The organism is Myroides sp. DF42-4-2 (genome assembly GCF_030326445.1).
GTDB lineage: Bacteria > Bacteroidota > Bacteroidia > Flavobacteriales > Flavobacteriaceae > Flavobacterium.
Genome location: NZ_JACAKI010000001.1, coordinates 140,908 through 154,657 on the forward strand (window position 1 = coordinate 140,908; position 13,750 = coordinate 154,657).

The 13,750-nt window shown below is 37.3% G+C and carries 9 protein-coding genes; 4 read left to right on the forward strand and 5 right to left on the reverse strand.

Features of this window, described 5'->3' with window-relative positions; all coding sequences use genetic code 11:
- The first annotated feature begins 25 nt into the window (after nucleotides 1-25).
- Nucleotides 26-697 carry a zinc metallopeptidase gene (locus HX062_RS00635; protein WP_286466325.1) on the forward strand — a complete coding sequence of 224 codons (672 nt, stop codon included), beginning with the start codon at nucleotides 26-28 and terminating at the stop codon, nucleotides 695-697.
- Between the two features lie 60 nt (nucleotides 698-757).
- Here the strand turns inward: HX062_RS00635 and HX062_RS00640 are convergent, their stop codons facing one another.
- Nucleotides 758-1,516 carry an endonuclease/exonuclease/phosphatase family protein gene (locus HX062_RS00640; RefSeq protein WP_430530038.1) on the reverse strand — a complete coding sequence of 253 codons (759 nt, stop codon included), beginning with the start codon at nucleotides 1,514-1,516 and terminating at the stop codon, nucleotides 758-760.
- Nucleotides 1,517-1,713: 197 nt separating this feature from the next.
- On the opposite strand from HX062_RS00640, the gene HX062_RS00645 reads away from it, so the two are divergent.
- Both HX062_RS00645 and HX062_RS00650 read left to right on the forward strand, forming a co-directional pair.
- Nucleotides 1,714-2,667 (forward strand): bifunctional riboflavin kinase/FAD synthetase, encoded by a 954-nt coding sequence (locus tag HX062_RS00645; protein ID WP_286465882.1) that lies wholly within the window; start codon nucleotides 1,714-1,716, stop codon nucleotides 2,665-2,667.
- Nucleotides 2,639-3,949, forward strand: a complete 1,311-nt coding sequence (locus HX062_RS00650; protein ID WP_286465884.1) for an HTTM domain-containing protein — start codon at nucleotides 2,639-2,641, stop codon at nucleotides 3,947-3,949. Before HX062_RS00645 ends, HX062_RS00650 begins: the two co-directional genes overlap by 29 nt.
- A gap of 63 nt (nucleotides 3,950-4,012) precedes the next feature.
- Here HX062_RS00650 and HX062_RS00655 read toward each other — a convergent pair whose 3' ends face one another.
- The 4 genes from HX062_RS00655 to HX062_RS00670 all read right to left on the reverse strand — a co-directional run bounded on the left by HX062_RS00655 (nucleotide 4,013) and on the right by HX062_RS00670 (nucleotide 6,932).
- The gene (locus HX062_RS00655) at nucleotides 4,013-4,780 is read right to left on the reverse strand and encodes a UDP-2,3-diacylglucosamine diphosphatase (protein WP_286465885.1); all 768 of its coding nucleotides are present in this window, start codon (nucleotides 4,778-4,780) and stop codon (nucleotides 4,013-4,015) included.
- A gap of 6 nt (nucleotides 4,781-4,786) precedes the next feature.
- Nucleotides 4,787-5,239: a 6-pyruvoyl trahydropterin synthase family protein gene (locus tag HX062_RS00660; protein ID WP_286465887.1), complete on the reverse strand. Its 453-nt coding sequence runs from the start codon at nucleotides 5,237-5,239 to the stop codon at nucleotides 4,787-4,789.
- 82 nt (nucleotides 5,240-5,321) lie between these two features.
- The gene (locus HX062_RS00665; RefSeq protein WP_286465889.1) at nucleotides 5,322-6,101 is read right to left on the reverse strand and encodes a hypothetical protein; all 780 of its coding nucleotides are present in this window, start codon (nucleotides 6,099-6,101) and stop codon (nucleotides 5,322-5,324) included.
- A 66-nt stretch (nucleotides 6,102-6,167) separates the two neighbouring features.
- The gene (locus HX062_RS00670) at nucleotides 6,168-6,932 is read right to left on the reverse strand and encodes an enoyl-CoA hydratase/isomerase family protein (RefSeq protein WP_286465890.1); all 765 of its coding nucleotides are present in this window, start codon (nucleotides 6,930-6,932) and stop codon (nucleotides 6,168-6,170) included.
- Between the two features lie 1,144 nt (nucleotides 6,933-8,076).
- Between HX062_RS00670 and HX062_RS00675 the strand changes: the two genes are divergently transcribed.
- Nucleotides 8,077-13,749 carry a DUF11 domain-containing protein gene (locus tag HX062_RS00675; RefSeq protein WP_286465892.1) on the forward strand — a complete coding sequence of 1,891 codons (5,673 nt, stop codon included), beginning with the start codon at nucleotides 8,077-8,079 and terminating at the stop codon, nucleotides 13,747-13,749.
- The last annotated feature ends 1 nt before the right edge of the window (nucleotide 13,750 follow it).

The following is a 13,750-nucleotide window of genomic DNA, read 5'->3' on the forward strand; positions in this document are numbered from 1 at the left end:
ACGAACATAAATTGTTATATCTATGATGATATGGGTTTTTATGATTGCCATGATGGCTGCCAGTTGGTATGTAGGCAATCGTTTACAAACGAAGTTTAAGAAGTATTCTGAGGTTCATTTACAAAATGGCATGAGTGGTGCTGAGATCGCCCAAAAAATGCTTTTTGACCATGGAATTCGAGATGTACGTGTAATTTCTACACCAGGAAGATTGACGGATCATTACAATCCGATAGATAAGACGGTAAATTTAAGTGAAGCAGTATACAATCAACGCAATGCTGCCGCTGCCGCTGTAGCAGCCCACGAGGTAGGACACGCAGTGCAACATGCTCAAGCCTACTCATGGTTAACCATGCGTTCGCGAATGGTACCTATCTTAGAAGTGTCTTCTAAGTTTATGCCTTTCGTTTTGATCGGGGGAGTGTTAATGCTCAAAACCTTTCCTCAATTGCTATTATTGGGAATTGGATTGTTTGCCTTAACAACGATTTTCTCGTTTATCACTTTACCTGTAGAATACGACGCGAGTAATCGCGCTTTAAAATGGCTAGAAGCCAAGAATATTGTGACACCTCAGGAATTAGTAGGCTCAAAGGACGCGCTGAAATGGGCTGCTAGAACCTATGTAGTTGCCGCTCTTTCCTCTTTGGGTACTTTGTTGTACTATGTCATGATATACATGAATAGAAGGTAAATAAATGTTTTTATTATATTTTAATTGTTTTAAAAAGGATTTCCAATGGAAATCCTTTTTTTATTGTATTTCGATCAGCAAAGGAATGTGATCAGAGACCTTATTGGCTTCTTGTATGGTTTCGAAATCTTCGAAAAACAAAATCGCTTTGGCTGATTTAACGGTAAATACGTCTTGTTGAAGAAAGATATTGTCATACTCACTAGCCAAACAATCACCCTTGATGCATTTTTGGCGAAGGGATGTTTTTTGCTTGGTAAAAGAAGGGGTATACCCTAGTTTTTTGAGGGGATTAAAGACCGAATGCGATTCAGGGGTGTTGAAGTCTCCCAAAAAAATTAAGTTCTTTTCCTTATAGTGTTCAGGAAAGAACTTCAAGTATTTAAGCTCTTTTTCTGGTTGGTGTTTTTTGGGTAAAGCATGCAAGCTAACCAAGGTAAATTCTAAATCTTTGTATTGAAAGGTGGCCATATAGGGCTCGCGTTCGATTTCTTCCTGATAGTTTTGGTCTAGGAAGGCTTTCTTTTGTAGCTTGATGTTTTTTGTTTTCCACAAGAAAGCATAGCGCTCTGAGCGATAGGGAGAACTAACGGTCGGATCGCTAAGGGCATAATCCCATTTGGCTCCACTTTTTCGATTGAGTTCCTCATGTAGGGCAGCAATTGCTTTAGCTCCTGCAGGATTGGTTACTACTTCTTGTATGGCAACTACATCAGCTTCTTTCATGATCTTAGCCATATAGCTAAGGTGTTCTTCCGTTTTACTACTTCCTATATTTTTTAAATTCCAAGTCATTATTTTAACTTGAGAAAAGAGCATAAGAGGAATGAATACAAAAAGGAAAACCAATGTGGTTCTGATTAATGAGGGCATGTTAATTACTTTAGTTTAGGCGTATTATTGTGTAAAATTTAAGGTGATTTGTAAAAAATGGAGTATTTTTACAGCTTGAATATTTGTTTAGAAAAACGGGGCAAAACTAAGTAAAATCCCTTTAAAAGACTAAAGTTATCATCGTGAAAATATTTTCTTCCATTGGTGAATTTAAAACCGATAAAAAAGTTGTTGCAACCTTAGGAACCTTTGACGGGGTTCATATTGGGCATCAAATGATTATTAAAAAACTGGTTGATTCTGCCGAAGCCTTAGGGGCTGAAAGTTTAGTACTGACCTTCTTTCCTCATCCGCGTATGGTATTGAAGCAAGATCACGGAATTCGCCTGTTAAATACACTGGAAGAAAAACAAGAGCTATTAGCTGCTCTCGGATTAGATAACCTTGTCGTGCAAAAGTTTGATTTGGATTTTGCCAATTTAAGCGCTGAAGAATTTGTTAAACAAGTATTGGTTGATACTTTTAATATTTCTAAAATAATTATCGGTTACGACCACCGTTTTGGAAAAAATAGAACCGCAGATATTCACGATTTAAAGCGTTTCGGTTTATTATACGGATTTGAAGTAGAAGAAATATCAGCACAAGAAATTGATCATGTTTCAATTAGCTCTACTAAAATTCGCGTAGCTCTAGAAGCTGGAAATATAGCCTTAGCGAATGAATTTTTAGGACATGAATATCACTTCTCTGGAGAGGTCATTCACGGTAAAAAACTAGGGCGTACTTTGGGGTTTCCAACGGCAAATTTTGAAATTTCAGAGTCGTATAAGATGATTCCTCAAAACGGAATCTATGTGGTTGAATCTGAAATAGAAGGTAAACGAGTAAAAGGAATGATGAGTATTGGTGTTAATCCGACATTTGTCAATCATCCTCATACAATAGAAGTAAACTTTCTAGATTGGTCGGGCGATTTATATCATAAAACGTTAAAAGTTCGTATCTTGGATCGCATAAGAGATGAAAAAAAATTTAATTCGCTCGATGAACTTGTAGATCAACTAAAAAAGGACGAACAAGCTACGCGAGCATATTTTGATCGCTATGTGGAAAAAAGCCCTGCAACCCGTTGATAATGCCCCTTTAATTATATTTAGAATCTTTTTTGGTTTTTTGTTTGCCTGTGAATCCTTTGGTGCTATTGCCACAGGCTGGGTAAGAGAAAACCTCGTAGATGTAAATTTTACGTTTTCCCATATTTATATGGACTTTTTGCAGGTGCTCGTTGGCCCGCAAATGTATGTTTATTTCTTTGTGATGGGATTAGCCTCCCTCGCAGTGATGTTGGGGTATCGCTATAAATGGTCCATGCCTCTACTGACGCTTCTTTGGGCAGGTGCCTATTTTATTCAAAAAACCTCGTACAACAACCACTATTATCTGCTGATGATTATTTGTGTGTACATGTGTTTTCTCCCTGCAGCATCGTATAAATCCTTGGATGTTAAAGCAAATCGCGTGAAAGAGGAGCATGCCATGCCCCTTTATTTCAATTGGATTTTTATTTTCCAAGTGAGTGTACTCTATATTTATGGAACAATAGCGAAATTTTACCCCGATTGGTTGGATGGTACTTTTACAGAATTAATGTATCAGTCGGCCAATATACCCGATGTCTTTAAAAATGTATTTACACAAAAAGAGTTTTATTTAATTATAGCATACCTGGGAATCATATTCGACGGTTTAATCGTTCCCGCTTTGTTGTGGAAACGTACCCGTACTTTGGGGTTAATTGCCTCTTTGATTTTCCACTTGTTTAATTCGGCAACTTTGCACATTGGAATCTTTCCCTATTTCGCCTTGACATTTGCCTTATTCTTTTATCCATCTGATCAAATTAGACGCATCTTCTTAAAGAAAAAACCAGCGATAGATGCTAGTGAACACTTTACAACACCTCAATTGAGTAAACCTGTTTTAGGGTTCTTAGCCGTTTTTATGTTTTTCCAATTTGCACTGCCTTTAAGACAACATTTTATTGAAGGTGATATTCTGTGGACAGACGAAGCACATCGTCTAAGCTGGCGTATGATGTTGCGCTCTAGATCAGGGTATACGTCCTATTATGTAGAAGATAAAAAAACTGGAGAGCGCGTTTTGTATTCAACACAGGAGGTGTTAACTCGTAAACAGGATGCGCGTTTGAATACTTCGGATATGATTTGGCAAATGGCACAACGCATCAAAAAAGAATATGCCGATCAAGGTAAAGAAGTAGCTATTTATGCTGATAGTTGGGTGTCAATTAACGGTAGAGAATACAGCCGCTATGTCGATGAAAAAGTTGATCTAGCTAGTGTTCCATGGAATTATTTTAGTCATAGTCCTTGGATTTTAGACAAGCCGTTTTAGGAAGAGAAGAGATGAACTTACCGATCACTGATAATCGATCACGGATCACAAAAAAAGCCTCAATTATTGAGGCTTTTTATATTTTTCAAGATGAAATTCTCCATCAAAATAACCATAGGTAAAGTAGTGAATCCAATCTCCGAGATTGATGTATTTAGATTGCTCATTCAGGTCAATGACCATCGGTAAATGACGATGTCCGAATATGAAGTAATCATAGTGTTGGTTTTCTAGCTTTCGCTTGGCGTAGAGTACCAACCATTCTTTATCTTCACCTAAAAAAGTAACGTCTTCATCACCGGAAATCAATTTATTTTTAACCGATAGGTATTGTGCAAGACGCACGCCAATATCGGGATGTAGCCAATTGAACAACCATTTGGAAAACTTATTGGTAAATACTTTTTTCATGCGTTTATATCCCAAATCGCCAGGCCCTAGACCATCTCCATGACCAATAAAAAAGCGCTTGCCATTGATGGTAAAAACTTGGGGTTCATGAAAAACAGGAATGCCTAATTCTGTTTGAAAGTAGTCGTTCATCCATAAATCGTGGTTTCCCACAAAGAAATAGATGGGAATTCCCTTGTCTTTTAATTCAGCTAATTTGCCCAATACGCGTACAAACCCTTTAGGAACAACCGTTTTGTATTCAAACCAGAAATCGAAAAGATCTCCGAGAATGAACAATGCGCCCATATCTGACTCTTTTTCGTTTAGCCAAGCGAGAAACAGTTTTTCTCGTGGTAAGCTTTTTTCACGCGTGGGCGCTCCGAAATGTTGATCAGAGGCAAAGTAAATACCCTTTGTTGTATCAATTATAAAACTCACCTTATCCTATAAATTATCAGATTGAAACCATTCCGCATAAGAAGATTCTGTCTCTTGTAAACGCAGGGAATACAAGGCGATGTTCTCTGGTAAACGACTTTTTATCTTATTTGCAAAGTCAATCACCATATTCTCACTTGTTGGTTGATAATCAACTAAAATAACGTGATGACCGCGTTCTTTTAGCTCTTGAGCTAATTCAACATGCGGTGTGTTTTGATTGAATACTGTAGCGTGATCAAAAACATCTACGATTTCTTCTTTTACTATTTTTTTTAGATCACTGAAATCAATCACCATTCCAAACTTCACATGGGTAGCATCTGTGATCGGCGTACCAATTACGGTAACACCAAGTTTATAACTGTGTCCGTGTACGTTGCGACATTTACCGTCATAACCATATAACGCGTGACCTGTTTCAAAGGTGAATTGTTTTGTAATTCTAATTTTAGACATAACCAAAAATTTTGACAAAGGTAGTCAAAAAATGAGTGAATTCGTCCTTTCTTTTGGTTGGTTTTCATTCGTCTTACCGAAATTAAAACAGACGATAGGTGAGTTGCGCTTTTGCCATGGGATAGAATCTGAACCAATTTAAGTAAGAATCAGCTGCTTCGAAGTTGTGTTCATTTTTTAGCGTTTGATCTAAGCGATGGCCATTTTGTTTGATGACATAGTCACCTGAAAATAAGAGCCCCATTTCTAATTTGACGCCTAATCGCTTTTTGGGAATAGCTCTACCTAAGCCAAAACCGATATAGGGTTTAACGAAGTTCCCCAAGATAAGTTCCCCGTCAAGACGTCCGTTGATGATATCCAATTTTTGGTTGTTGAAAGCTAAGGTTGGCCACCCAGAAGGCCATTGAGATTGAGCAGGAGTGCCATCACTATTGGCAATAATTCCATGCGCACTTAATATGGTTCGCCCAAAGTATAGTCCTGTACTGAAGTAGAGCAATCCTTTTTTTAATGGGTAAAAATCAAGCGCAATATGACCATGTGTGTTTTTGGCTTGTCCTCGCATGAGATAAGATACATCCTGACCAAAGGCATGATGAAGTATGCCGTAAGGGTCATTCAGTTGAACAGCATGTGTTTTGGTGTTGTAGTTGAATGTGCTAATCCCCGCACGTAAAAATAGCTTGTCGCTAAGTGGTGTAGTAAGTTCGGCTGTAAATCCGAGCGTACTAAGTCCTGCTGAGATGGATAAGTGGTTAAAAAAATTGCGTTCTTCAGCAGACGTTGTGGATTGAGCAGTACTAAGAAAAGGACATAATAGAGAGAGAAATAAAGTTAGAATTAAAATTTTTCTTTTCATTTTTTCCTCAAAGGTAGAGAAGCAAATACACGATTTATTATTAAATCGTGTATTTTTTTAACTATTCTATTGCTTTTTTTTGAAAGAATTTAAAGCATTAATTGTGAATTCTGATAGAACTAATCGACCTGAAATCTCAGCGCGTTCTGTTAGTAGTTGATCCCAGTTTGCAGTTCCTTCCCAAAAGATGTTTTTCATTTCAGTGATTGCCTCGGGATTGTATGCGCTAACGCGTTTTGCAAAAGTTTGCAGTTCTAGGTCTAAGCGCTCAATAGTTTCGTACACTTCGTCATAAAGTCCGTGTTGTTGTGCCCAAGATGCAGTTTTCCATTCGTGAGCAGCTAACGACATAGAGGTGAAAGCCGTTTTTCCTATTTTTCTTGATACTGCAGGTTCGATAACAAAAGGTCCAATTCCAATGGCTAGTTCCGATAGTTTGATCGATGCTTGTTCTGTTGCGAAACAATAATCGCATGAAGCTGCTAATCCAACGCCACCACCAACTGTTTTTCCATGGATACGCCCAATGAATAATTTGGGACTTTTACGCATGGCATTGATTACATTGGCAAAGCCAGAGAAGAATTTTTTTCCTGTTGCTTTATCTTGAATCGACAGTAATTCATCAAAAGATGCCCCTGCACAAAAGGCCCCTTTTCCTTCACTTTGAAGAATAATAGTTGTAATTGCTGTAGAAGCGCTTAGTTCCGTGATTGTATGAGTTAATTCATCCAGTAACGTACTCGGAAAAGAGTTACTAGCTGCGCTGTAAAAGGTAATTGTCGCAATTTTATCCGTTGTAGCGGTTTTTATATAAGCGTTTGTTTCCATATGTATAGTAGTCTTTTGCCAAATGTAAGGATTCTTGTGAAAGCGATAAAATGTTTAGTCGTTTATGCGATGCATTCTATATAAGAGACACAATCGTCTTCTATTTAGAAAGCGTATAAATTAGAAGAGGATTGATTTTTTTTTAACTTTTTTTTCCGTCACTTTAAAGTGACAAAATGCGAATAAAATAGATAGGTTGATTTGTTTTGACCGATTGGAAAAAAACAGCACATGATTGAAGTAAAGAAGGGACATTAAGTGCAGTAAACTCTGCATTTGTGCATTTTTTTCGCTTTGTAAGAAGAGCGGTGTTTTTTTCTGTTTTTTTGATTTGTGACGTGTTTTATGTCTGTTTAAAACAACTGATTTTTGAGTTGATCTTAAGAAAGTGTTTTGAAAAAAGAATAAAATGAGGATAATATCTACTTATTAACTTTTTTAATACTCTTTTTGTCTAAGATTAACTTTTATTAATTCAATAGTGGTTTTTATTTTTATAAATTTTGACATTATATTCAAAAAATTAGTTTGTCTATTTTGTAGATATATTACATAAAAGGTTTGTTATGTTTGTATTATTGTTTATTTTTGTATGGATTTTATACATAATTGTGTAAAATAATGAAAATTTATTTATACCTTTTACTTCTAAAATTGTATAAAAGCGAAAAAAAGACGTAAAAAAATACGTGTTTATAAGTATAAAGTACTTTTTAATAGTTTTCTAATAATTTACTTGGGCTGAGTGAATTTTAGAAGTTTTACGACTAAAAAGTGTAAAAAAAAGAAAAAGACCTATAAGAAGAGACAACTTGTATTTCTGTAGATATTTTAAGTGGGATGCTTGAAAGCTACGCAGGATCGATCGAAAAAAAAATGAATAACACAAGGTTTTCTGTTCGCTTGGGCTGAGTGAACAGAAAGCAGCAAATCGAAAAAAAGACTGAGCATAGTATTCTGAAGCTATGCTCAAGCTTTGTTGCATTTTTTACTCCCTATACACAGTTGTATGAGGGGGTCTCTTATTCTATACTTTTAGTAGATCTTTTATGGATGACCAATGTGCTCAGCACATTGTTGTCGTGCGAACATATACACCTTACAACCTAAGAAATTCAAAAATATTATGTTTAACACACAACACATGAAAGAGAAAATTACAATTTCCTCCTGGATGAGGACATTAATTCTTCTGGTACTTTTTGTGCCATTGACCCAAGGTTATGGGCAAAGCAAAATACTTGTGAATGAAGTAGTATCTTCTTCTAATACGGAAAATCCTACTTTAGCGTTGAGAGACGATGCTAGTTTTGCTCATATGGAAGCTTCTTCAGGGGTAGCTCTTGGCGTTGGCGCATATGATAGCAAGTTGATCCTTAAGTTTCCTTCCGTAGTACCAGCAAATCAAACCTCTTATATTAGAATCGCATCGGAAGGACAGATCCTTGATGCTTTGTTAGGCGGGTCATTAGGTAATTTACTGTCTTCTGTTTTGCAGATCGTTATTGCTGGTGAGCAAGAGTTTGCTGTCGAAGCAAGAATGGGAAATACGCCTGTTCTAACAACAGATAGTAAAGATGCGTTAGTTGCTAATAGTGGACAATCAAAAGTTATTGAGGGACTTGGCGGAATTAAGTATATCGCTATTACTCCAACGGAGGCTTATGACCGAATCTATATTCAAAATAGAACGGGTGCTGCATTATTAGGATTAGGATCAAAGAAGTATCTTGATATTTTTAGTGCTTTTACCTATGCTGACAGCCCGTCTGCTTGTGGCAAACCCATCGGGACTTCATTTGATGGAGGGGGACTTAATCTAACTGTTTTGCCTTTAGGAGGTGGAAACCTGTCTGATGCAATTGACAATGACCTTGATAGTTTTTCTAGTTTGAAAGCTGCGAGTTTATTAGATCTAAATGTGGCTGGACGTCTATCTCAATTTTTTTACTTTGCTGATAAGACTTCCGAAACAGGAACAGTTAATGTGAAATTAGCTGCAACAAAAGGAAACAACGTTTTAAATCTTAAACTCTTAGGCTCTATTGAGTTAGTGGCTTGGAATGAGGAGGAAGAAGTATATCGAATGCCATTAGACGGTGGAATCCTCAAGGGAACAAATCTTTTGGATTTACTAGGTAACGGAGAGGCTGTTACTGTGACTATCGCTCCTGGTAAAGCATTTGATAAAGTAGAAGTGCGATTGAATGCACCTGTGGGTGTGACACTTTTAGGATCTTCTGTTCAAATCTATGATGTTGAACGTTATGATGGTATAGCTTGTACCAATCCGAATGTAACTATTCCGTCTCCAACTCAAGTACCATTTGAAACAGCAAGTTGTGCTACGTCGTTGGTTGATTTTGAAAATGTTAATTTTGCAACGAATGTTATCGATAACAATAATGAAACCTATGCAACGCTTTATGCTAACACGGGTTCTCTTTTGTCTTCACTGCCTTCTAATGGAATGATTCACATGGCTTATCCGTCTGTGGTACCAGCTTATACGACTTCTTATATCCGCATAGATATGGAGCCAGAAATTATAAGTAAGTTATTAGGCGGAACGTTAGGTAAATTAATTGACAATGTAGCGGGATTGCTAATTGGCAATCACTACTTTGAAGTGGATGTTTTTGATGGAACTAATCCTTCTCCGATTGCGCATACAGTCAGCAACGATGGTTTTATTTCAACAACTGGTGGAAAAATGACCGTTGTTCAAGATAAAATTGGAAGATATTATCTTGCTGTTACACCCAGTCAAGCGTATAAAAGTATCAAGATTACCAACAAAGTATCTGGTATTCCAAATGGAGAAATACGCGATTTAAAGGTGTATAATATGTGTCGCGAAATAGGAGCAGACCCTTGTTTTCCTCCACAGTTTACTTCGTATGATCAAAGTGGATTGACTGTGAATGTTGGAGAATTAAATGGAGCAGGAGTAACTAATCCATACTATGCAATTAGCGGTAATTCATCTGAATATGCTGAAATTAGTACGGGTATTGTTTCTGTTCTTGGTTTAGTGAAACAAGCGATTTATTTTAATAAACCATCTCAAACGGGAGACCAATTAAAGGTTCGTTTGCAATTGAATTCACCTAGTTTATTGTCTTTAGAATTATTAGGTGGTTATAAAATAGTTACCTTCTTAGGTGACCAACAAAAAGAATCATTCACGCTTCAACAAGGATTGATTAACAATCTAAATGCGTTGAATTTACTTCAGTCGGGGGGTATTCAAACCTTGACTTTTGATACAGCGCAAATCTTTGATCGCGTTGAAATTCAAGTAGGAACAACAGTAAGTGCATCACTTGTATCAAGTATTCGCTTGTATGATGTAAAACGAGTTGGTTCTACTTGTCCTGAAATAAGCACAGCTTCTCCTTTTATCGCACCTGTTTGTGCAACTCAATTACTGGGAGCTAGTAATGCCAATGATATCGAAAACTTATTTGACGATAATTTTGACTCTTATGCAACGTTGCAATCAGGATCAGGTATTTTATTGGGACTTGGAAATAAATTTGAAGGGTCCGTAGAGCTAGGATATGACGCTCCTGTGCCAGCAAACACAACTTCGTATGTTCGCGTGGATTTTGAAGATACTGAATTGAATAAATTACTGGGCGGAAGCTTAGGGAATTTGCTTTCTGGTGTATTGAATGGATTGGTATTTGGCAATCACGATTTTGAAGTTGAAGTGAAAGATGCTCAAGGAGCAATCATTTTAAATGCCGGAACACGTGAAACATCTTCTTCTACTAGCAATGGAAAAATTAGAGTTGTTGTTGATAAATTAGGTCGTACCTATTTAGCGATTACACCGACAAGTGCTTATAAATCAGTTCGTATTATTGATAAAACTAATAGCGCACTAGGTCTTTTAGCACAACCAAATAGCATGAGTGTCTACGGAATGTGCTATGAAACTGCTTCAGAGGCTTGTGTTGCTCCATTCGTTACTTCATTTGAATATGAGGGAGTTAGTTTGGATGTGACAGATTTAAGCGGTGGTGGAGTACAATATCCAGAACGCGCCATTGATAATAATTCTACGCATGGCTCACAAATGAGTTTAGGTACGATCAACGTAGGTGGAAGTGTAAAACAATGGTTTTATTTTAACTCGCTCTCTGAGATAGAGGATGTAGCCAACATTCGATTGAAAACAGGTACGGGCGCTATTGCAGTTCCTTTGTTGGAAAAATTAGAAATTAAAGCCTACAGAGGAGATACGTTTGTGGATCAACTGAATTGGGATAATGGGTTATTAGAAGGAACTGAAATTGCTAATCTATTAGGAACAGGATCTCTAGTGGATATCCCCTTTAAACCGAATGGTCAATATGATCGCATTAGCGTTGGATTAAAAAGTTTGGTTAATGTTGGCGTGCTTTCAGCTCTTGAAATTTATAAAGTTGAAAGACTTTGTAGCCCATATGGATCGAATCAAAACTTAGTATCGTGGAAATCGTATAAAGTAAATGGTTCTGCTTCTACTAATAGTGTATCAGGAGGCGAGCAAATAGAATATACGATTCACGTGAAAAATGTTGGTGCAACGACGGTTAATAACTTTACAGTTTCAGATAGATTACCTATTGGTACGTCATTCTTTTCTGTGTTGCAAGGAAGATTGTCTGATGATGGTCAATCGGTACTCTACGATTTCTCCGGTACGATGACACCAGGGAATGAGCAAAGATTTGTTTTCACCGTGGATGTGAATCCTACATTAGAGGGTATCTTGCAAATCAAGAATACTGCTTTTACCAAAGAAGCGGGAAGTATTATTTCATATCCTTCTTACCCACCAGTAGATAATACCAACCCGACAGAACCAGATCTAACGAAGACCCCTGGAACAATTATCCACGTAACACATAGCACGGCATTGCCTAAAGCGATTATCACTTCAGATCACGCAAATGCGGTATGTCCAGACACAGAGTTTACGTTAGATTCTAATAAAGGTCCTGCTGAGGCAGATGCATACCAATGGTATGTTGATGGACAGGCAATTGATGCGACAATGGCAGGGTCGACGAATCCAAATTACGGAAAGGAAAAAACACTAACAACTAATTATCCGGGTAGTTATACGGTTGTGTATACCAAAGGAGTAGAAGTTTCTGTTGAATCAGATCCTTTTGTCGTGACGCAAAGTCCTGCACCAGTTATTGAATTTTCATCGAGTCAACGTATTAACGTGACGATACCAAGAGATCAAAATGCAGTAACGGTAACCTTGCCAACAGCTACTGTTGTGGGAGGAAATGGAACTATAAAATGGTATAATCATAATGCTGTAGAATTTGCTGGTACATCAATAGAATTTACGACACCTGGGGTTTATACCTTAACTGTAGTGGCAACTTCGGGTAATGGATGTGAATCTTTTGAGAATGTAATGATCACTGTTTATGATGATAGCTTATGTCCGCCAACGATAGAAAGAGTCTATGCAAGAGGTTCATCAAGCTGGGGATCTATCATCACGGGAGGAGTTAGTGGTACAGATAAAACTATCGACGGTGATCCAACAACTTACTCGACGTTAACAACGGGTATTGGACTTTTGGGAATTGGTACGGTATGGCAAAATATCTACTTTGAAGAAGAAGTTGCTGCAGGTACTCCTGTAACTATTAAGCTTGGAAAACAATACAGTGGATTGATGCTAGCTGGAGGTATTTCTGTCTTAGGATTAGATGCTGATGGCAATACCATCGGAACGTTAAAATCAGTTCAAGGTGGTTTGTTAGATTTATTAGCAGCGGATAATGTGGTTGAATTTACTTTCGTGCCTTCTGATAAAAATGGACCGAAGGAGTATAAAGGGGTTCGCGTTTCTCAAGGATCTTTATTGAGTGTTGCTCAATTAGCTAAAGTATTCCACGTATACCATACGAAAAATGTTAGCGCATTTTCACCAACATATTGTGAACCTGTTTCAGATAATGTGCATCCAGCAGTATTAGATGTATTACATGGAGTACAAGATTTAGGTTTAGGTGTGGCAAGTGCAACAGCGTCTGTTGTTAATCCATGGAATGCCGTGGATGGTAATCTTAATACGTATGCCACAATATCGAGAGGAGTTGCTGTATTGAACGCAGCGAGTTTAACCGTAGTCTTCAAACAACAAGCCATGCCAGGTGATAAATTACATATCGTAACAGAAGTTCCTGGAAACCCTATTTTGAGTTTAGAATTAATTAAAGGATATACAATCCAACGCTATTTAGGAGATCAAAAAGTAGGAGACGAGATTGATGGAACAAATGGTGCTCAAATTCTAGATTTAAAATTACTTGGATTGGGATACAGCAATAAGTACAAAATGATTATCAAAGAAATCGATCAACCTTTCGACCGCGTTAAAATTTCTTATGGAAGCGTTGTTGGAGTACTCGGAGACTTTACAAAAATATATGAAGTAACAGTGGCTCCTCGCATTGATGTTGGAATTGATATCGAAGAGGAATATTTAGATGTATGTCAAGGGGGTATTCTAACGATTAATGCAGAAGACAACTGTTCTACTTATGAAGTTTATACCGAAGAAACAGGTGGTACACCAGTTCCGACAGAAGGGTTGAATAACTTCAGATTACCTTATCATTTACCTGAATATCAGGATGAATTACCAGAAGACGCTGGCTTTGGACCAAAATACAGTGTTGTTTATGTACAGACCTATAGAAATGGCTGTGTTGTAGGTAGAAGATTACCTATTCGTATAATATTGAAAAATTGTTCGGTAAAATCAAATCTGAACGTCACACAAAAAATTAAATAAG

Coding starts and splice junctions, on each gene's coding strand:
- HX062_RS00670 (WP_286465890.1), bottom strand. CDS start 6,932: ATGGAAACAAACGCTTATATAAAAACCGCTACAACGGATAAAATTGCG.
- HX062_RS00640 (WP_430530038.1), bottom strand. CDS start 1,516: ATGCTCTTTTCTCAAGTTAAAATAATGACTTGGAATTTAAAAAATATA.
- HX062_RS00660 (WP_286465887.1), bottom strand. CDS start 5,239: ATGTCTAAAATTAGAATTACAAAACAATTCACCTTTGAAACAGGTCAC.
- HX062_RS00650 (WP_286465884.1), top strand. CDS start 2,639: ATGTGGAAAAAAGCCCTGCAACCCGTTGATAATGCCCCTTTAATTATA.
- HX062_RS00635 (WP_286466325.1), top strand. CDS start 26: ATGATATGGGTTTTTATGATTGCCATGATGGCTGCCAGTTGGTATGTA.
- HX062_RS00675 (WP_286465892.1), top strand. CDS start 8,077: ATGAAAGAGAAAATTACAATTTCCTCCTGGATGAGGACATTAATTCTT.
- HX062_RS00665 (WP_286465889.1), bottom strand. CDS start 6,101: ATGAAAAGAAAAATTTTAATTCTAACTTTATTTCTCTCTCTATTATGT.